Origin of the sequence: Mycobacterium shimoidei (assembly GCF_900417275.1) — a bacterium.
In the GTDB taxonomy this organism is placed as follows: domain Bacteria; phylum Actinomycetota; class Actinomycetes; order Mycobacteriales; family Mycobacteriaceae; genus Mycobacterium; species Mycobacterium shimoidei.
In genome coordinates this window covers 3,126,515-3,146,167 of the sequence record NZ_UEGW01000001.1, presented here as the reverse complement: position 1 = coordinate 3,146,167, position 19,653 = coordinate 3,126,515, and the positions used below count along the sequence as shown (strand labels likewise).

The following is a 19,653-nucleotide window of genomic DNA, read 5'->3' as shown; positions in this document are numbered from 1 at the left end:
CAGCGGTTAACGAATCGTGCCGGCCCCGGCGATCAGCGGTAGGTCGAGCGCGGTGACCCAGCCCGCCGGCAGCTCGTTGACGGCGGGGACGGCATTGAGCGCACGCATGCCGGTGGCCAAGCAGCCGGCGGTCGCCGCATCGCGCCCGGAACCGTCGGTAAACCGAAACGCGGTCTCCTGGAAGATGCTTGGGGTTCCCTCGATGTCCACCCGGTAGACGTCGTCCTGGGTTCCGGACGGCCAATCCGGCGCGGCATCACGGCCGATCCGGTTGACGTGTTCGAGCTGGATGCGGGTCTGACCCCGATAGATCCCGTTGATGGTGAACCGGACCGCGGCGACGTGTCCGGGCGGGATGACGCCCTTGGCGGTCTTGCGCTCCGTGGGGGTGATCCACTTGTCCCAGGTGGTGGTGATCTCGTCGAGCGTGATGCCGGCGGCGTGCGCGATCATCGGGACGGTGGCGCCCCACGCCAAGACCAGCACATCGCGGCTCTGCAGTATCGGGCGGAATTCCGGCGCGCGGCCGATGCCCATCTCGTTTTCGTAGTCGCCGGTGTAGTTGGTGTAGTCCAGCAGTTCGGAAGCCCGCACCGTCCGTACCTCCGAGCAGACGCCCATCAGCGTCATCGGAAACAAGTCGTTGGCGAACCCCGGGTCGATGCCGGTGGTGAAGCACGACGACCCGCCCAGCTCGCACGCCTCGGTGATCGGTTGAATCCAGTTGGGCGGATTCAGATGCATCGTCGGCCAGACCCATGGCGTCATCGCGGTGGAGCACACGTCGATGCCCGCCTGCAAAAACCGGGTCATCAGCGCGATATTGGCCTCGGCGTGCGCGGCGGTGGGCCCGTAATGCACCAAGGCGTCGGGCTTCAGCGCGATCAGCGCGTCGACGTTGTCGGTGGCGGTGATGCCGACCGGTTCGGGGAGTTCGCAGATGTCGCCGACGTCGCGGCCGACCTTCGCGGGATTACTGACGCCGACTCCGACCAGGTCGAAGTGCGGATGTTTGATGATCTCGGGGATCACCATCTTGCCGACGAAGCCGGTACCCCAGACCACAACTCGCTTCGACATCCGCCACCTTCCGCTCGCCGTTTTCCGGTTCACCCTAAGGCTCGCGACGACCCAGCGAGCCGCCGAAGGCGTGGCGTTATCACAGACGCACTGTGAATTTCACACGTGTCGAATACCAGTAAATAATCGCGAACTCATAACGGTGAGATTGCGTTTTGATAACGATACCTCGCTTACGGCCGTCGGTTCAGAACGTTCCGTGTCTGCTGCGGTGAGTGGAATCAGCCGTTTACCCCAGCAAAGGCACATGGCACATGAAGGGTTTCGCAGGCAGGCTGCTGCTGGTCGCCGCCGTCGTGGTCGCACTCACAGTGGGAATCAGCGGCACGGCGACCGCGGGCAGTGACAAGCGCACGGTTCGCTACCAAGTGACCGGCAACTTTCCGGTCGCCGATTACATCTCCTACCAAACCGATACCGGCCAGTGGCACGAGGCCAATGTGAAACTGCCGTGGTCGACGGAGTTTTTCGATTTCGGTACCGCGGTGTTCGTGATCAGTGCCCAGGGCCCCGGCTCGATTACCTGCACCATCTCTATCAACGGCAACGTCGTGAGTAATACGACGGCTACCGGGCAACCCGCCCGGGCCGCCTGCGAGCATTAACGCTTCACGACGGTCCCTCACCGGCTTAGGCTGGCGACCGTAACCCGTTCAACGACAGGGACGGTCGATATGGGAATTGCAACGCGCACGAACGGCACCGCACCACCAGAGGTTTCGCGCGACGACATCGATTTGAGCTCCTTGGACTTCTGGTCGCTCGACGATGACGTGCGCGACGGGGCGTTCGCCACGCTGCGCCGTGAGGCGCCGATCTCGTTTTTCGCCGAACCGGTCCAACCTGGGTTCGAGGAAGGCCCCGGCCATTGGGCGCTGACCAAATTCGATGACGTCTTCTACGCCAGCCGCCATCCCGAGATCTTCAGTTCCAGTCCCAATATCACCATCAACGACCAGCCGCCCGAGGTGGCCGAGTTCTTCGGCTCGATGATCGTGCTCGACGACCCGCGCCATCAACGGTTGCGGTCGATCGTCAGCCGTGCGTTCACGCCGAAGGTGGTAGCCCGCACGGAAGCGTCGGTGCGTGAGCGGGCACGACGGCTCGTTTCCTCGCTGATCGCCAACCACCCCAACGGTGAAGGCGAAGCGGTCAGCGAGCTGGCCGGCCCACTGCCGTTGCAGGTGATCTGCGACATGATGGGCATCCCCGAGGAAGACCATCAGCGAATATTCCACTGGACCAACGTGATCCTCGGGTTCGGCGACCCGGATCTGGCCACCGATTTCGAAGAGTTCGCAACGGTGTCGATGGAGATCGGCAGCTACGCGACCGCACTGGCCGAGGACCGCCGGCACAGTCCCCGCGAGGATCTGACCACCAGCCTGGTGCAGGCGGAGGTCGACGGGGAACGGCTGACATCGGACGAAATTGCCTCGTTCTTCATCCTGCTGACGGTGGCCGGCAATGAGACGACCCGGAATGCGATCAGCCACGGACTGCTGGCGCTGACCCGCTACCCCGAACAGCGGGAAAAGTGGTGGGCCGACTTCGACGGTTTGTCGCATGCGGCGGTCGAAGAGATCGTGCGGTGGGCCTCCCCGGTGATCTACATGCGCCGCACGCTCACCGAGGACATCGTTATGCGCGACGTCAAGATGTCCGCCGGTGACAAGGTCACGCTGTGGTACTGCTCGGCCAATCGCGACGAGGACAAGTTCGCCCAGCCCTGGATGTTCGATGTCGCCCGAGACCCGAACCCGCACGTCGGGTTCGGGGGCGGGGGTGCGCATTTCTGTTTGGGCGCGAATTTGGCGCGCCGGGAGATCAGCGTGATGTTCGAGGAGTTGCATCGCGAAATTCCCGACATCGTCGCGACCGAGGAGCCGGCGCGATTGCTGTCCCCGTTCATCCACGGCATCAAGACGCTGCCGATCGCCTGGACACCGCCGGCCTGAGTGGTTGGTTGCAAACCCACAGCGTCGGGTTGTATTCGCCCAGGTCGGGCACCGGATACTCGCCGTAGACCCCGGCCGGGTCGCCGCGCAGGAGCTGTGCGTGCTGACGATCGGCGCGCCTGCGCACTGCGTCCTGCACCGCGTCTCGGGCAGCGAGGGTTTTCCGGTGTTGTTCGGCGAGGTATGCGACGCCTCTGATCGCCAGGTATGCCACGACGCCGATCACCAGGAAGGGCCAGATCACTCGTAGCACCTCGATGACCATCGCAATGACGATCAGCCATCCGAATAGCTTTCCCACGGCCGAGCCTCCTCTCAGCCGAAGAGTAGGCGCAGGCACCGACAAGTTTTCGTCCGATCAAACTACGGCGTTGACCTGTGGCTCAAAGACATTCGAATGCGCCGACGGGTCGGCGCGTCGTCCGGCGCCAATTCGCGTCCCGCCATTGCGGCCCAAGATGTGGCACCATATGGGCCATGTGCGCACGCCTCATCGCTCGATCCCTTTGTGGTGCAATCGTATCGACATGGGCGCTGGTAGGTGCCGTCGCTCCAGCCGCGTCAGCCCAGCCGTGCCCCGACGTCGAGGTGGTATTCGCCCGTGGTACCGGAGAGCCACCCGGTGTCGGTCCGACCGGAGACGCGTTCGTCAATGCCCTGCGCAGCCGGGTCGGAGGCAGGTCGCTAGGGGTATATCCGGTCAACTACCCCGCCAGCGAGAGTGGGCCACGGGGTTGACGGCATACGAGATGCGGGCGACCACATCGTTTCCACGGCAGGCAGCTGCCCCAATACCAAGATGGTGCTGGGCGGCTACTCCCAGGGCGCTGCCGTGATGGGCTTCGTCACCTCGCCGGCGATCCCCGACGGAGTCGACCCGGCGAGCGTGCCCAAACCGCTGGATCCCGAAGTGGCCGACCACGTCGCCGCGGTCGTGCTGTTCGGCACGCCCAATGCACGGGCAATGAACTTCCTCAACGAACCACCGATCACCATCGGCCCGGCCTACCAGGCCAAGACCATCCAGCTGTGCGTGCCTGAGGACCCGGTCTGCTCCGACGGGATCAACTTCGCCGCGCACAACGCCTACGTGGACGAGGGCAGCCTGATCAACCGGGGCGCCGACTTCGCCGCGCGCCGGCTCGGGCCGGCCCCGGCCGGCGGCGCCACGCCACAGCCGGTAGCGCCACCAGCGCCCGCGCCGCCGCCTCCGGCCCCTGAAGATGCACCCGCGCCCTGATTGGGTCATGCCGGCCGCTCTTTGACACCACAGCACAAGCGGGCCGAACACCGCTATCTGTTTGCTGGAAAGCGGGAACGCCCGAGCGCGGACCGAATCCGCACTCGGGCGATGCAATGCGGAGTAAACGGCTGCGACCGCTGTTCGCGGCAAGCTATGGTGCTGCAAATATCGCCGACAGGTCGCTGTGGAGGGCTGGTTGCAAGGGACTTCGTTCGGAAAATACCGGCTGCTCGAGTTGTTGGGTCGCGGCGGCATGGGCGAGGTGTGGCGCGCGTACGACACCGTCATCGACCGGGTCGTCGCGATCAAAATCTTGCCTCCGGAAATATCTCAGGATCCGGTGTTCCAGCAACGGTTCCGGCGGGAGGCCCATGCAGCCGCAGGGCTGAACAGCCCCCACGTCATACCGATCCACACCCACGGCGAAATCAACGGTCGCCTGTTTGTGGACATGCGGCTGATCGAGGGCCGTGACCTCCAATCGATACTGGCCCACGGGCCAATACCGGCCCACCGGGCCGTGCGCATTATCGAGCAGATCGCGAGGGCCTTGCAGGCCGCGCACAAAGCGGGATTACTGCACCGAGATGTCAAGCCGTCCAACATTTTGCTCGACGACGACGATTTCGCGTATCTGATCGATTTCGGAATTGCCCGTGCAGCAGGTGAACTGGGGTTGACAGCGGCCGGCGATGTGATCGGAACCTTCCATTACATGGCCCCTGAACGCTTTGGCAACGCGCAGGTGGACGCCCGCTCGGATATCTACTCGCTGGCCTGCGTACTGTACGAATGCTTGACCGCACAGCACCCATTTCCCGGTGACAGCCTCGAACAACAGGTCCACAACCACATCGCGGCTCCGCCACCGCGGCCGTCGGACATCAATCCCGGGGTGTCACGCAGCTTCGACCTGATCATCGCCAAGGGCATGGCCAAAAACCCCGCCGAGCGGTACACCTCGGCGGTGGAGTTGGCGCGCGCGGCTCAAGACGCCGTCACCGGCCCGATCAGCATCCCGGCGCCGTCGGTTCCACGGCAAACCGATTGGGGGCAACGGCCGCCGCAGGACGGTTCACCCGCGACCGTCCAGACTCAGGCACCACGCTCGGTTGCCACCGCCGACCCGAAGTGGTCGGGCCCGCATTCCCAACCGGGACCCGCGAAACCGCTGTGGCGCCGGCGCCCGGTGGTGCTCTCTATCACCGCCGCACTTGCCGCGGTCGTGATCCTCACCGGTGTGGCGGTCGCTGTCGGACATCACCACGAAGAGCGCGGCAATCCCCGCCAATCGACACTGCCGTTCACCGACCTTCGCGAACCGCAGGGCGTGTCGGTGGATTACGGCGGCACCGTGTACGTCGCCGACACGCTGCACAACCGGGTGCTGGCATTGCCGGCCGGCTCGACCAGCCCGGCCCAGCTGCCGTTCACCGGCCTGAACTATCCGACCGGGGTGACAGCGGACAACAGCGGCACCGTCTACGTCACCGACGCCGGCAACGAGCGCGTACTGGTACTTCCGGCGGGCTCGAACACCCAGACGGAACTGCCGTTCACCGACCTTGGCAACCCGACCGGGGTGACCGTGGACGGCAGCCGCACCGTCTACGTCACCGACACGGAGAAGAACCGGGTGGTGTCGCTGCCCGCCGGATCGAACCGGCAGACCGAACTGCCGTTCAGCGGCCTCAACGGCCCGACCGGGGTGGTGGTCGACAATCGCGGGACCGTCTACGTCGCGGACAGCGGCAACAACCGGATATTGGCTTTGACCGCGGGCTCGACCACGCCAGCCGAACTCCCGTTCACCGGTCTCAAGGACCCCGGCGGTGTGACGGTGGACCGTGAGGGTGCCGTCTACGTCACCGATAGCCAGAACAACCGAACGCTGAAACTGCCCGCCGGGTCGAGCACCCAGGAGGTATTGCCCTTCACCGGTCTCGATTACCCCTGGGGTCTGGCGGTCGACGGCAATGGCACGGTGTACGTGTCGGGCCACGGGAACCAGGTCGTAACACTGCGGCAGGAATAGTGCGCTACTGGCACCCGCATTTCATAGCGCCTAGAATCACAAAAATAGCGCAATAAGCTGGAGCGCGGTGACGGGTCAGATTTGTGGGTTTTTCTGCGCCGGAGGGCTTTTCGATGATCGGGCGGGCGAACATCAACACTGATGTCGTCGTTGACTTCGATCATCACTCCGATGAGTTCAACCTCAACGAACTGCAGATCAACGCGGCTCTGCGACGCCGATGTCCGGTGGCGTGGAATCAGAATTACAGCGGATTCTGGTTCGTCACCAGTTACCAGGCGGTCTCACAAATCGCCCGGGACGGCGACACTTTCGCGCACAAATATGAGCCGAACGCGCCGGACGGCGTCGACTATCAGGGCGAAATGGGCGTGCCGCGTCCCGAAGGCCAGCCGGCTCTGGGCATCGGGGAAGTCGACGGTCCCTACCACCAGGCGCTGCGACGGGCGCTTGCCCCGTTCTTCTCCCCCGGCGCCGTCGAGAAGATGCGGCCGTTCATGGTCCAGTCAGCGCACCGGTTTCTCGATCAGCGGATCGCCGATGGGCGGATGGACCTCGTGCTCGACTACGCCAGTCCGGTCCCGGCAATCCTCACCATGAGATTGATGGGCCTGCCCCACGACAGTTGGCAGCGTTACGCCAACCTATTTCACTCGGTCATGGCCGTTCCTCAGGACAGCGACGAGTACGCAACGGCCATAGCTGAAGTCCCCGCAATGATGGACGAGCTGCTGCAGTTCGCGGCGACCAGGCGGGCGGATCCGGGGGACGACCTGACCAGCTTCCTCGTCCGGTTCGAATTCGATGGCAAGCGCCTCGACGATCGGCAGGTTCTCGACATTCTCTGGAACCTGATCGGTGGTGGCGTGGACACCACGACATCGCAGACCGCACTGAGTCTGCTCCACCTCGCGACGCACCCGGATCTTCGGCAACAACTCATCGACCGCCCAGACCTCTACCGCACCGCGGTCGATGAGTTTCTGCGGTACTTTTCGGTCAATCAGCAACTGAGCCGGACCGTCACTTGCGACACCGTTCTCGGGGGGCAACACCTTCAGCGCAACGACCGGGTCATCATCAGTTGGCTCGCCGCCAACCACGACGAGCACGAGTTCGACCGGCCCGACGAAATCGTTCTGGACCGGGCACCCAACCGGCATCTTGCTTTCGGTCTCGGGCCGCATCGATGCATCGGGTCGCATCTGGCGCGGGCCATGTTCGAGGTGATGCTCAAGGCAGTGCTCGACCGCATCCCCGACTATCAGGTCGACCTCGCCGGGGTCGATGAGTATCTCGGCAACCCGAGCATGACCGGGCTGGGGAAACTGCCGGTCACCTTCACCCCTGGAGAACGACGCCATGACTGAACACACCGGCGACGCAGTCGGGCGCTACCTGACGTGCATGGCTGCCCATGATTGGGATGGCCTGGCCGACACCATTACCGATTCCGGCCTGACCCGGGAGGGTCCGTTCTGTGATCGCGTGGAGGGTAAGCAGAACTACGTCACGTTCCTGCGCAAGATCATTACTTCGCTCAAGGGCTACGAGCTGAAGGTGCAGCGGGTGTCGCACGTCTCGGATCGGGTGTCGTACGTCGAGCTGACCGAGAGCTTCGAGATCGACGGCGCGCGCACAAAATATCCGGAGTGCATTCTGTTCGAACGCGGCGACGACGGCCTGATCACTCACGTCAGTGTGTTCATCAAGCGGCCCGGCGCCGACGCCCCGGTGCCCGGCGGCAAGGCGACCTGATCAGTTCAAGACACTGGCATCGCGACGCAGCTCGCGACGAGCCATCGCCGCGAACAGCCCGGTGAATGGATGGGTATTGAAAAAGTCGCCGTAGGTGCGCGCCGCGTCGCGATTCATCGGTACGCCGCCTCCGGCTGCGGCGATACGCCAGGCCTGGCGGCAGCGCCATTCGAAGGACATTGCCCGCAGGTAGGCCTGTTCGATGTCTTCGCCGAGTACGACCACGCCGTGATTGGCCAGTAGGCCGACATTGGCCTCGCCGATGGCCTTGGCCACCGCTCGAGCGTTACCGGCATCGTCGACCGTGCCCCAATACTCGTCGTACACCGCCACGCCGCCGTGGTAGAGAGCCCCGGTCTGGTCGTAGATCTCCGGTGCGCGGCCGATATCGGCCCACACCGTTCCCCACCGCGAATGGTTGTGGATCGCCACCGCGATATCGGTACGGGCGCGGTGCAATTCAACGTGCAGCGTGATCGCGGGCGTGATCGTCCACCGGCCGCCGATCTCGTTACCGTCGGCATCCATGGACATGATGTCGCTGGCTGTGACCTCGTCCCAGGTCAGTCCGAAGGGGTTCACCAGGAACGTGCCATCGGGCTGTTTGTAGGTGATGTGGCCGGCGAGATGATCGTCGTAGCCCTCGGCGAACAGGCAGCGGCACAGCAGCGCCAGCTCCTGCGCGGGGGTCAGCTCGGGCAGCGGCGGTGCGATGGGCTTGGTGACGACCATCGCTCGCATCGGGGTCGGGCTTGTCACGTTCACCTACCGAGGATCTGCCGGAGGCGATCGCCGTAGAACGCTAACGCGTTGTCGGCCAATATCTTTCGCTCCAGTTGTTCGCCGAGCCCGCGCTCCTTGACGCTTTTGACCGCGCCCGGGTACACGGCATCGTGGTGCGGGTAGTCGGATGCGAACATCACGTTGTTGGCCCAGCCCTGCTCAAGAGTCGACGCCAGGCCGGGCTCCTCGATCTCGAAGGTAAGCCACGAGCGGGTGTTGATGACGCCATCCGGATTTCCCCCTCGATAGTCGTCGCGGGCGAGTTCGTAATGCTCTTCGATGCGGTCCACCCAAGTCGGCGCCCACCCGCAGCCGGCTTCCAAAAATCCGACCCGTAGTGCCGGGAAGCGTTGGTAAATGCCGGCCAAGGTGACGTTGACCATGGCGGTCATCTGCTCGAATACGTGGCTGACGATGTGGCAGCCGGCGTAGCTGAACATGCGGTCAACGCCCACGGTATCGATGCCGGACAGGTAGGCCTCGTGCAAGGCCACCGGGACGTCGAGTTGCTGAGCCGTCTGCCAGAGCACATCGAAGTCGGGATGGTCCGCAGTACGCCCGCCGATCCGGTTGGGCCGCATGACGCCGCCGACGAAGCCGTGGGTGCTGACGGCGCGATCCAGTTCGGCCGCCGCAAGGTGCGGATCTTGTTGGGGCAGCAGCGCAATCCCGATCAGGCGCTTCGGGTCGGTGGCGCAGTAGCGGGCCAGCCAGTCGTTGTACGCCACGCACAGCGCCGCCGCGATGTCGGGATGCTCCACCAAGCCGAACATCAGCCCGACGCTCGGATAGAGCACGGCGGCGTCGATGCCCTCGTCGTCGAGAACCTGCAGGCGGAGCTTCGGGTCGCGGCCGCCTTCGCGTCGTACACCTCCGGCGGACACGTGATTCTGCAGGCCGCCGGGGAACGGATACTTCGACCGCCAGAGCTTGCCTTCGATGCGATAGGTGACGAAGCCACCGGCCTCGGCGACGAACTGCATGGCGCTGTCCCGCATCACCGACGGGATCGCTTCGACCAATTCGGAAAGCGTCTCTTCGACATGCCCGTCGGCGTCGATCACCAATGACATCGGACCCCTCACCAGGCGGTCGTTACATAGATCACAAAAATAGTAATGTTTGCCGGGAGCGTCAACCAAAGGGCGCCGATCACGTCACATCGCCCATACAGGAAGATGTGGGCGTGTTCGGGCTAGTCGTCATCGTTGCGCTTGTTGCCACCGTGGTTCTGGGAACCCTTCTCGGCCAGCGCTACCGGGTGGGCCCCCCGGTTTTGCTCATCGTGCTCGGCGCCCTACTGGGTTTGATCCCCCGGTTCGGCGAAACCCGGCTGGACGGCGAAATCGTGCTGCTGCTGTTCCTGCCGGCGATTCTGTACTGGGAGAGCATTAACACCAGCTTCCGGGAGATCCGCGCGAATCTGCGGGTCATCGTGCTGTTCAGCGTGGGCCTGGTGATCGCGACCGCGGTGGCGGTGTCGTGGACGGCGCGAGCGCTCGGCATGGAACCACACGCAGCGACGGTGCTTGGCGCGGTGCTCTCCCCCACCGACGCCGCCGCGGTGGCCGGTCTGGCGAAGCACTTACCGCGCCGGCCCCTGACCGTTTTGCGCGCCGAGAGCATCATCAACGACGGCACCGCGCTGGTGCTGTTCGGCGTGACCGTCGCCGTCGCGACCGGCAGCCCGGCAATCGGCCCGGCCGACCTGGTCGGCCGCTTCGTCGGGTCCTACCTCGGCGGTATCGCCGCAGGGTTAGTGGTCGGCACACTGGTGACGGTGCTGCGCCGCCGAATCGACGCGCCGCTCGAAGAAGGTGCCCTGTCCCTGCTGACACCGTTCGCGGCGTTCCTGCTTGCCGAAACTATCCACTGCAGCGGTGTCGTCGCAGTGCTGGTGTCCGCGCTGGTGTTGACTTACGTTGGGCCACGCGTAATTCGGGCTCGCTCCCGCCTCGAGGCGTACGCGTTCTGGGACATTGCGACATTTGTGATCAACGGCTCGCTGTGGGTGTTCGTAGGGGTCCAGATCCCGCGTGCGGTGCACGGCATTTCCCGTGTCGGTGACGGACTGCACCACGCTGTGCTGCTGGCTCTCGCCGTGACCGGAGTCGTCATCGCGACTCGGATTGCCTGGGTCCACATCACCACCACGCTGATCCGTGCCGTGGACCGCCGCGAGGTGCAGCGTGAGCGACGCGTCGATTGGCGCCAGCGCGCGGTCTCCAGCTGGGCGGGATTCCGCGGAGCGGTGTCACTGGCCGCCGCACTGGCCGTCCCCCTGACGACTCACAGCGGTGCGGCTTTCCCGGATCGCAACCTGATCATTTTCGTCGTGACCGTCGTGATCCTGGTGACGGTCCTAGTGCAAGGAAGCACGTTGCCCGCGGTCGTCCGCTGGGCTCGAATGCCCGAAGATGTCGCGCACGCGGACGAATTGCAGCTGGCCCGTACCCGCAGCGTCGAAGCCGCGCTGGAAGCATTGCCGAAGGTGGCCGGTCAGCTCAACGTCGATCCGGAGCTGTTGAGCCGATTGCAGAAGGAGTACGAAGAGCAGGCCGCGCTCGTCGCGTCGAGCGCCGTCGACTCCGGGCCGGACGACGTGGCCGAGCGCAACGAGTTGGTTCGCCGGGTGCGCCTTGGGGTGCTCGAGCACAAGCGCCGAGCCGTCACCGAGCTTCGCGACCAAAATCGGATAGACGACATAGTGTTGCGTGAGTTGCAGACAGCGATGGATCTCGAGGAACTGCTGCTCCTCGATGACGCCGATGCCGATTGACGCCGCCGGTCCCTTTGGACCTTTGGAAAGGAAGCCAGATGAAGACATTTCCACTGACCGCGATCGCTGGAGTCGCTGCAGCGTCCGCGCTGATGGGATCGACGGCTGGCTGCCACAACGATGCGAAAGCACCGGCCCCGTCATCGGAGGCGGGTAACGCGACGAGCACCGGCCACACCACGGCGCCGCCGCAGCCGACCATGGACTACACCAAGTTGCTGATCCGCGCCGAGGACATCGATGCACCCGAGCAGTTCACCGCAAGCCCAGCCGTTGCGAATCCCAACGGCCAGCAGGGCGCGGCCACCACGTTCAGCGACGACGACGGTAGTCATATCATCCGCGACACCATCGTGATCCTGCCGGATCCCGCCGCCGCGGCGAATGCACTCGATGCGGCCAAGAGCGCGCCGCCCGGCTCGATCAGCGGGACGCCCAAGCCCGCCAACGTCGGAGCGGGCGGTACGACGATTTCGGGGGACCTACCGGACAAGTCCAAGGGCGTGACCGTCCTGTTGTTCACCGAGGGCAAAGCGTTTGTCACGCTCGAATTCGACGGGCCCACCGGTATGGAGGCGCCGCCTGAGTTCGTGACTGCCGTCGGTCAAAAACAGGACACCGCAATCAAAAACGGGCTGCACCCCTGACGCCCTACTTGGCCGGAATTCTGGCAGCGATCTGATTGGCGAGATCGACAGCAGAGTTCTTCGGGTCGGGACTGCAGGTATTGACATCGACGATGACGTTGTTCTTGAGCTGCAGCGCCCGCCCACAGGCCCATCCCGGGGCCTTCGCGTCCTGTTGCGTTGCAACCACGCTCAGCACGCCATTGCTATTCGAGACCGGACCGGGCTTCCATTTGGTCCCCGACTGGACATGGGTGTATTCATGACAGGCCGGCCACTGTTTGGCTGATGCGGCGAAAAACGCGCCGGCTTGCTTGGCCGTGGGGAACAACACCACCGCCTGCTCCGCGAAATGGGTGAAGTTATCCCCGTCGTTGAGCGCCTGGTCGCGCACGGCGGTGAACCCGCTGTCGGCATAAACCTGGGCCTGGGCCGAACCGTCAATCGCCAGGCATTCCCTGGGCTGCATCGTGGCGGCGTCGTCGGACATCGTGTCGTGTTTTTTGGTGATCGCCAATTTGTCCGTCCCCATCACGGGGTTGATCTGCTCGGGGCTGAGCAAAAACGTGTCGATCTCGCGCTCCACCACCGGACGCGGGATGAAGGTTGTGGTGGTTGTGGTCGACGACTTGGCGGTGTCCTGGTCGCTGCCGTTGCTACAGGCGGTCATGACAATGCAGACGCTGGCGGCGGCTGCAGCGCCTATTAGTCGGCTCATCCGATCATCCAGATTCAGCCTGCGACTCTTGCGGAGTCCACGCTTTCGGCGGGGCGGGCAGATCGGGGAAAAGGAAATTGATGAAAGCTGCGGCCGTGGGTTGCGGCTCATGGTTGGCCAGTCCTGGTCGTTCATTTGCTTCAATGAAGACATAATCGTCGCGAGTAACGTCTGGCACAACTAAATCAATTCCGGTCACCGGAATACCAATCGCCTTTGCCGCCGCCACCGCTACCCGGCAAAGTTCCGGGTGCACCCGTGCCGTGACGTCGTGGATCGTGCCGCCCTGATGCACATTGGCGGTGTGACGCACGCGAAGCCGAGTTCCTTCGGACAGCACATCGTCCAACGCCCAACCGGCGTTGGCGACCGTTGACTCGGTGACTGCGTCGAGCGGAATCTTGGACTCGCCGCCGCTGGCCTTCGATCGTCGCCTGCTCTCGGATTGGATCAAATCCCGCACGCTGCGATCGCCGGTGCCGATGACCTCAGGCGGCTTCCGCAGCGCTGCCGCCACCACCCTGCCGTCGATCACCACCAACCGAAGGTCGTCGCCGGTGGCCCGCTGCTCGATCAAGACCTCCGGGTGGTGTTCGCGCGCTCGGGTCAACGCTGCGGCCAGCGCGTCAGGACCGTCGTCGATGGTGATACCCACGGTGATGCCCTTGCCCTGCTCCCCGCGGGTCGGTTTGACGACGACCTCGCCGACCTCTTTGACGAAGTCGAAGTCGCCTTCGTCGAACGTGGCCAGCCGCGCGCGAGGGACGGTGATGCCGGCCTCCTTGACGAGCCGGCGGGTCAAGCGCTTGTCGTCGCACCGGGCCATCGCGATCGCGGAGGTGTATTCGGACAGCGATTCACGGGTGATCACGCTGCGGCCGCCGTGCGACAGGCGCATCTCGCCGGTGTCGGCATCGAGAACCTCGACGTGGATTCCGCGGCGCAGCGCCTCGTCGGCAATGATGCGGGCGTAGGGATTGAGGTCGTCGACCGTCTCCGGCGGCGGGCTGAACAGCGGCTCGTTGATGGCGTTCTTGCGCTTGATCGCCATCACCGGCACCCGGCGGAATCCCAACTTCTCGTAGAGGGCGATGGCCGCGGCGTTGTCATGCGCGACCGACAGATCCATGTAGGCGCGGCCCTTGCTGCGGAAGTGCCCGGCGATAGCGCGGGTGAGCGCTTCGCCGACCCCGGGCAGCGTGGCGTCAGGATCGACCGCCAGGGTCCAGATGCTCGACCCGCGCTCCGGATCGTTGAAGAGAAGCTCATGGTCGACACCGGTCACCGTGCCCACGACAGCGCCGTCTTCGTCGCGCACCGCGACCAGATACGTCACCGCGGGCACATGCAAATGGTTATTCCAGATCACCTCGATGGGCGCTGGGACCATGTCGCAGCGCACGGTCACGCGGTTCATGGCATCGGCGTCGGATGCCTGCTCGAGGGGGCGCACCGTCACGCCGGGGGGCGGCGGTGTCAGACCTTTCGCCGCTGCGGAATCGAACCGCAGCCGGTACGTGTGGCTGGGATCGATGAACAGCTCATTAGGTGAATGGGCCACCACAACGTGGGGTTCGCGCGGGTAGAAGCAGATGTCACGCCGCCCCGGGGCCTCTCGGCGCAGAGCCTCGGACAACTTCGCGGGATCGGCGAAGGTCTGACCGAAGATAAGCCGTCCCCAGCCCAATTCGAGCTCCACATTGGGGGCCATCGCCCCCATCAGGTCAATCGGCGCGACATCGTGCAGGCCGAGCGTGATTGCCTCTCGGTGATCGCCCGAAGAACCGATATCAGTCATGCCAGCGGCCCCCTTCCTCACCGTGGCGTTGCCTGGTCACAGTGTTTACCCACTCCGGCGGGTCGTCTACCGGGGCACAGATGACGTGCTCAGAGCCCAAACTGGTCGTCGATGATGCCCAGCCAGATCTGCGCCGCGTCGATAGCGACCTTTTCGCTGATAAAGGCGTGCTGGGTGCCGGTATACATGTCGCGAAACGCGCGTTCGAAGCGGCTGCCCTCCCGGATCGCGCTGGTCCCGGCCACCAAATGGGACCATTCCGCACAGCCTCGGGCCGTATCGGTGGCATAAACTGCCGCCACCCGCATGTCGGCCCGCAAAGCCGGGGTCAGGTCTTCGCCGGAGGCCACCGCCGCCTCGGCGGTGGTGAACGCGTCCAGCACCAGCAGCCGTGCCGCGCGCCACGCCGCGACATGGTGCGCCAACCCCTTCTGAAAGGTCGGGCGACTGGCCAGGGACGCCATGTCGCTCATCCGATGCTTGGTGGCCGCCAACTCGGCGACGTCGTCGAGCATGCTCTTGGCGACCCCGAGTGCCCACGACGCATGACCGGCCGCCGTCACCGGCATCAGCCCCATGCGGGTGGCCGGCGACGTGCCCCGGTATGGCTCGCGACGAAACAGTGCAAAGGTCCGGCGCTGCGGCACGAACACGTCCTCGAAGCCGTAGTCGTAGGACCCGGTTCCCTTCAGCCCCTGGACAACCAGCCGTCGTTGAAGCTGACCTCTTCGCGCGGAACGACGGCCACCTGCATGTCCGGAACACCCTCGCTGACCCAGCGCATCTCGCCGTCGTCCATCGGTAAGAACCCTGCCGCGATGTACTGCGAATGGCCGATGCCCGAGCCGAAACTCCACGATCCGCTCACCCGATAACCACCGTCTACGGCCACGCCCTGGCCGTTCGGGAAGAACTGGCCGCCCATCGTGACGTGGTTATCGTGCGCGGTGAACACTTCGGCGAAGCCGTCGTCGGGCAGGTAGCACGCGGCCGCGAACGACGACGGCAGGTTGGCGATGCCGATCCAGCCGAACGAGCCGTCCTGCCAAGCCATTTCGATCCACGTTTCGATCATCTCGGCGAACGCGGGTTCGACACCGCCGGCCGGGACAGGATTGAACGCCGACATCAGGCCGCTTGCCCACATTTCGTCGACGATCGCAGCGGTGAGCGTGCGGATCCGTTCGGATTCGGCGGCCTCGGAGCGCACCAGCTCGCGCATCCCCCGGGCTCGGGCGACGAGCAGGCCGCTGTCCTCCGCAGTCGCCGTCATGGGGCGTCAGCGCTCCAGCGCCTTGGCGCAACCGGCCAGAATCGCCGAGAAGCTTGAGCTGAGCAACCGCGGGGTGATTGCCTCCAGCAACTTTCCGCCCGCATAAGCCGGGTGGGTGAAGCGGGTTACCCAGTCGACGTGCGTGCCCTCGCCGCGCGGCGTGAAAGTCAGTGTGCCGCCCTCATGCTTGAACGGCGGGAACGACCGGAGGATGTAATAGGAGTAATGGTGCGGCCGATCGTAGGCCGTGATCTCCTCCCGAAACCATATGCCGAGCCCGATCACTTGACGCACCGCACCCACACCGGGTCCGGCCGCGTCGTTGGTCCAACGTGCCTGGAATACCGGCGGAGCGGCGGTCAAACCGGCCGGGTCGGCCAGCCAGTCGAAGACTTGTTCTTGCGGTGCGGCGATCGTCCGCTCGACGCGCAACTCGACCATGAAAACTCCTACCTGTTCACGCTGGGGGCACGTGCATGCTGTCACGGCCCAGATTACGGAAACCTGCACAGGCTTCCTTGATCCCGAGCGTGAAGGGCAATGCGCTCAATTCCGACCTGAGCCTTGCTCGTAGCCGACCGGAGCCGCTGCGAGCTGAGACCGGCACTGGCGAACCAGATGCGGCAAGGTCGATGTAATGCGTGGACGTCTGTCCGATGCCCTCGAAATCATGGACCAGCGGCAGGCAGAGCTTGCGAAACGACTCGTCGAGCCGCTGTGCCACAGCATCGGTCATCAGCACGTACTCCGCAACTGGCACTTGGTTTTTCAGCATGCGATGGACCAGGATGACGTCCACCCCGGCAAGCTCGGCGTGGCGCTTCACTTTCTGCTCCGCCACCTCGCCCTCGTGCGCGACAAACTTCAGGGAGAGGTTGTCGAGTTGCTGGCAGCTTGCGCAGTCGCAGGAATGGTCCGCCTTGAGTTTGTTCCGCCGCGCGTAAAACGACTCCCGCATCCGCGACAACCGCTCGCCCACCAGGACTTTGGCGTCACCGTTCGGCGCCCAGAAGAACGCGGCGTCGCCCTCCAGCTTCGCCAGTTTCATTCCTTTGGCGGCGTCGATCACCGATTCCAGCAGCGTCGCCACCGTCAGCTGCGCATGGATGAGGTGCAGCTTGTTCCAGTTCATGTAGTTGGTGTAGCCGCCGATATCAGCGATGAGCAGCACGGCGCGGCGGATGGCCATGGAACCGAAAGTGTAGTCGCCTTACGGCTGGCCGGAATCGGGAAAAGCGACTGGGCTGGCGGACGCGCCGCGTGCCACCACCAGCGGCATCGACGTCGCCGCGTCGGTATTCAGAATGGTGTTCACCACCTCGATGAGGTCCTCGACCGGCATCAACTTGCCGGGCATGCAGCCACGCGATGACCACAGCGGGACGGCCTTCATGGCGAGGTCCATGTCCCAGCCCACGTTCATTCCGGTTTGGCTGTCGCCTTCCCCGCCCGCGCATTCCCCCACGATCAGGCAGGTGAAGCCGATATCGGGGTGTTCGGCGCGCCACGCCTCCACCAGCCTTTCCAGTGCCGCCTTGCTGACCCCGTAGGCACCCAGCCCCGGCCATGGGGGCCCGAATGTGCCGGCATCCGAGGAGAGGTAGACCGCCTTACCCGCAGACGCCGTCAGGTGAGGTAGTGCCGCCGCGGTGGCCAGCGACGCGCCGATGACGTTGGTATCGAAGACGCGCCGCCAGGTGGCGGCATCGGTATCGACCATCCGGACCAGCGGACCGATCGCCGGGGTGTAGATCAGGTTGTCAAGTCCACCGAGCGCATCGACGGCGGCGTCGATGGCACAGCGGCACGACGCCTCGTCGGTGACATCGCATTCGATGCCGATCGCGCCCGGGCCCGCTTCGGATGCCGCCGCCTCGATGCGGTCACGGCGCCGGGCGAGCAGCGCGACTTGACCGCCGCGCTGGGCAAGTCCGATACCAATGCAGCGCCCCAGCCCGCTGGAGGCCCCGACCACGACTGTCCTTGACATCTTCGCCCTCTCCTGTAACGAGCGTGCTGCACGGACAGCGTATCGGTCGCCGCAAGCCTGACGGCGGGCGCGGACACTAGTGGGGTTGGTTGTCGACTTTGTAGTTGAAGTGGACGTCGCCGGCCTCGATGGCTGTGACGGTCACCAGGATGCCGAACTTCTCGTTGCCGTCGGTGAGTTCACAGCGCAACGTCGCGCCGGTTTCGCCTTTGAGATTGTCGGGGCAGGTGACCGCATCGGGTGCGCGTCCCACCTGCTCGGTCAGATTTCGTTTGAGGATGCTGGCCACCTGGTTCTTGTTGATGGTCTCCACCATGTCGAAGTTCACCTTCGAGCCCTCGACGCTCGTCACGGTCACATTGACGTCGTAGTCGCGATCCTTGATTTTCATCGTGCAGTTCAACTGCGCGCCCACCTTGGCGTCCAGGTCGTCGGGACAGGTCACCGAATCTGGCTTGTTGCCGTTGGCGTCGGTCAACCTCTGGGTGATCTGGTCGGCGACTTGGCGTTTGCTCACGGTGTGCGAGGTTCCGACGGAACACGAACATGCTGCGGCGCTCGCCAGCAGCGTCCCGGCGGCAGCAGAAATCGCCAAAGTCCGAACAATCGAGCGGGTCATATCGCCTCCTGGGCGTGCAGAACTGCAAATTGGCTGGATAATTGCACGCCGGTCGCTGTGGCAGAGCGATTCGGACAAAAGAGTGGGCCCCGGTTACGGTGGGCGACGTGGCATCTGGACGTGAACCTGATTTGGTGAATGTCCGTGCGCGCGTGCTGATCACCGCCGGCGAGCTGGCCGGCCTGCTCACGGCTCATCAACCGGTGACCATCCTCGACGTGCGGTGGCGCCTCGACGAGCCGGACGGCTACGCCGCCTACCTGCAGGGGCACATTCCCGGCGCCGTCTATGTGTCACTGGAGGACGAACTCAGCGACCACACGATCAGCGGCCGGGGCCGTCACCCGCTGCCGTCCGGACGCGCGGTAGAGGCGGCCGCGCGCCAATGGGGCATCCGGCAGGGCCAGCCGGTAGTGGTGTATGACGACTGGAACCGCGCCGGTTCGGCGCGGGCATGGTGGGTGTTGACCGCCGCCGGGCTTGCGGATGTGCGCATCCTGGATGGCGGCTTGGCCGCATGGCGATCAGCCGGGGGTGACCTCGAAACCGGCCCGGTCACCGCGCAGCCTGGGAATGTGACTGTGTTGCACGAGAATTTGTATGCCGGGAGCCGGCTTACGCTGACGGCCAAGCAATCCGGCGCCCCAGAGGTAACGCTGCTCGATGCGCGCGCACCCGAGCGCTTCCGCGGCGACGTCGAGCCTCTGGACCCGGTCGCGGGTCACATTCCCGGCGCCATAAACGTTCCCAGCACCACGGCATTGAGCAGTGATGGAACGTTTGTCGACGACGCGGCGCTCAAGCGGCTGATACCCGACAACGCTGACCGCATCGGCGCCTACTGCGGCTCAGGTGTCACCGCGACGGTACTGATCGCCGCGCTCGCCGCGGCAGGACACGAGGCAGCGCTGTATCCCGGGTCATGGTCGGAGTGGTGTTCCGACCCGAACCGCCCGGTTGCCCGCGGTCCCGAGTAGCCACGGTGACGCTGGG

At 64.7% G+C, this 19,653-nt stretch carries 18 protein-coding genes and 2 pseudogenes; 9 read left to right on the top strand and 11 right to left on the bottom strand.

Annotated elements, in window-relative coordinates:
* Positions 1 to 6: 6 nt before the first annotated feature.
* The gene (locus MSP7336_RS15155) at positions 7 to 1,080 is read right to left on the bottom strand and encodes an NAD(P)H-dependent amine dehydrogenase family protein (protein ID WP_069396224.1); all 1,074 of its coding nucleotides are present in this window, start codon (positions 1,078 to 1,080) and stop codon (positions 7 to 9) included.
* A 254-nt stretch (positions 1,081 to 1,334) separates the two neighbouring features.
* On the opposite strand from MSP7336_RS15155, the gene MSP7336_RS15150 reads away from it, so the two are divergent.
* Together MSP7336_RS15150 and MSP7336_RS15145 are read left to right on the top strand one after the other, a co-directional pair.
* On the top strand, positions 1,335 to 1,685 hold the full coding sequence (locus MSP7336_RS15150; RefSeq protein ID WP_069396300.1) for an MmpS family transport accessory protein: 351 nt from the start codon (positions 1,335 to 1,337) through the stop codon (positions 1,683 to 1,685).
* A 69-nt stretch (positions 1,686 to 1,754) separates the two neighbouring features.
* Positions 1,755 to 3,038 carry a cytochrome P450 gene (locus tag MSP7336_RS15145; protein ID WP_113964054.1) on the top strand — a complete coding sequence of 428 codons (1,284 nt, stop codon included), beginning with the start codon at positions 1,755 to 1,757 and terminating at the stop codon, positions 3,036 to 3,038.
* Here the strand turns inward: MSP7336_RS15145 and MSP7336_RS15140 are convergent.
* A complete protein-coding gene (locus MSP7336_RS15140; RefSeq protein WP_113964053.1) occupies positions 3,001 to 3,339 on the bottom strand; it encodes a hypothetical protein in 339 nt (112 codons plus the stop codon). The two genes, MSP7336_RS15145 and MSP7336_RS15140, sit on opposite strands and share 38 nt — an antisense overlap.
* Positions 3,340 to 3,515: 176 nt before the next feature.
* Here MSP7336_RS15140 and MSP7336_RS15135 point away from each other — a divergent pair.
* The 4 genes and pseudogenes from MSP7336_RS15135 (at position 3,516) to MSP7336_RS15120 (ending at position 8,074) form a co-directional block, all read left to right on the top strand.
* Positions 3,516 to 4,278: pseudogene (locus MSP7336_RS15135) on the top strand (cutinase family protein).
* A 199-nt stretch (positions 4,279 to 4,477) separates the two neighbouring features.
* Positions 4,478 to 6,316, top strand: coding sequence for a serine/threonine-protein kinase PknD (locus MSP7336_RS15130; RefSeq protein ID WP_113964940.1), 1,839 nt, complete (start codon positions 4,478 to 4,480; stop codon positions 6,314 to 6,316).
* 113 nt (positions 6,317 to 6,429) lie between these two features.
* Positions 6,430 to 7,686, top strand: a complete 1,257-nt coding sequence (locus tag MSP7336_RS15125) for a cytochrome P450 (RefSeq protein WP_113964052.1) — start codon at positions 6,430 to 6,432, stop codon at positions 7,684 to 7,686.
* Complete coding sequence (locus MSP7336_RS15120; protein ID WP_113964051.1) at positions 7,679 to 8,074, top strand: nuclear transport factor 2 family protein; 396 nt, start codon at positions 7,679 to 7,681, stop codon at positions 8,072 to 8,074. The genes MSP7336_RS15125 and MSP7336_RS15120 overlap by 8 nt, the downstream gene beginning before the upstream one ends.
* Here MSP7336_RS15120 and MSP7336_RS15115 read toward each other — a convergent pair whose 3' ends face one another.
* A complete protein-coding gene (locus tag MSP7336_RS15115; RefSeq protein ID WP_220178575.1) occupies positions 8,075 to 8,833 on the bottom strand; it encodes a class II aldolase/adducin family protein in 759 nt (252 codons plus the stop codon).
* Positions 8,834 to 8,835: 2 nt separating this feature from the next.
* Positions 8,836 to 9,942 carry an amidohydrolase family protein gene (locus MSP7336_RS15110; protein WP_142706798.1) on the bottom strand — a complete coding sequence of 369 codons (1,107 nt, stop codon included), beginning with the start codon at positions 9,940 to 9,942 and terminating at the stop codon, positions 8,836 to 8,838.
* A 101-nt stretch (positions 9,943 to 10,043) separates the two neighbouring features.
* Here MSP7336_RS15110 and MSP7336_RS15105 point away from each other — a divergent pair, with 101 nt between their 5' ends.
* On the top strand, positions 10,044 to 11,636 hold the full coding sequence (locus MSP7336_RS15105) for a Na+/H+ antiporter (protein ID WP_069396298.1): 1,593 nt from the start codon (positions 10,044 to 10,046) through the stop codon (positions 11,634 to 11,636).
* A 38-nt stretch (positions 11,637 to 11,674) separates the two neighbouring features.
* The gene (locus MSP7336_RS15100) at positions 11,675 to 12,283 is read left to right on the top strand and encodes a hypothetical protein (protein ID WP_069396217.1); all 609 of its coding nucleotides are present in this window, start codon (positions 11,675 to 11,677) and stop codon (positions 12,281 to 12,283) included.
* A 4-nt stretch (positions 12,284 to 12,287) separates the two neighbouring features.
* On the opposite strand, the gene MSP7336_RS15095 is transcribed toward MSP7336_RS15100, so the two are convergent.
* The 7 genes and pseudogenes from MSP7336_RS15095 to MSP7336_RS15065 all read right to left on the bottom strand — a co-directional run bounded on the left by MSP7336_RS15095 (position 12,288) and on the right by MSP7336_RS15065 (position 18,660).
* A complete protein-coding gene (locus tag MSP7336_RS15095; RefSeq protein WP_244917468.1) occupies positions 12,288 to 12,932 on the bottom strand; it encodes a sensor domain-containing protein in 645 nt (214 codons plus the stop codon).
* Positions 12,933 to 12,984: 52 nt separating this feature from the next.
* Complete coding sequence (ngg, locus tag MSP7336_RS15090; protein ID WP_069396215.1) at positions 12,985 to 14,778, bottom strand: N-acetylglutaminylglutamine synthetase; 1,794 nt, start codon at positions 14,776 to 14,778, stop codon at positions 12,985 to 12,987.
* A gap of 89 nt (positions 14,779 to 14,867) precedes the next feature.
* Positions 14,868 to 16,051 (bottom strand): annotated as a pseudogene (locus tag MSP7336_RS15085) (acyl-CoA dehydrogenase family protein).
* A gap of 6 nt (positions 16,052 to 16,057) precedes the next feature.
* Entirely contained in the window at positions 16,058 to 16,492 is a 435-nt protein-coding gene (locus tag MSP7336_RS15080) for an SRPBCC family protein (protein WP_069396213.1), read from the bottom strand.
* Between the two features lie 16 nt (positions 16,493 to 16,508).
* Positions 16,509 to 17,240, bottom strand: a complete 732-nt coding sequence (locus MSP7336_RS15075) for a DUF2652 domain-containing protein (protein ID WP_113964047.1) — start codon at positions 17,238 to 17,240, stop codon at positions 16,509 to 16,511.
* Positions 17,241 to 17,261: 21 nt separating this feature from the next.
* Positions 17,262 to 18,041 carry an SDR family oxidoreductase gene (locus tag MSP7336_RS15070; protein WP_069396212.1) on the bottom strand — a complete coding sequence of 260 codons (780 nt, stop codon included), beginning with the start codon at positions 18,039 to 18,041 and terminating at the stop codon, positions 17,262 to 17,264.
* Positions 18,042 to 18,117: 76 nt separating this feature from the next.
* Complete coding sequence (locus tag MSP7336_RS15065; RefSeq protein WP_069396211.1) at positions 18,118 to 18,660, bottom strand: anti-apoptotic protein; 543 nt, start codon at positions 18,658 to 18,660, stop codon at positions 18,118 to 18,120.
* 134 nt (positions 18,661 to 18,794) lie between these two features.
* Here MSP7336_RS15065 and MSP7336_RS15060 point away from each other — a divergent pair, with 134 nt between their 5' ends.
* Positions 18,795 to 19,637: a sulfurtransferase gene (locus MSP7336_RS15060; RefSeq protein WP_113964046.1), complete on the top strand. Its 843-nt coding sequence runs from the start codon at positions 18,795 to 18,797 to the stop codon at positions 19,635 to 19,637.
* Positions 19,638 to 19,653: the final 16 nt, after the last annotated feature.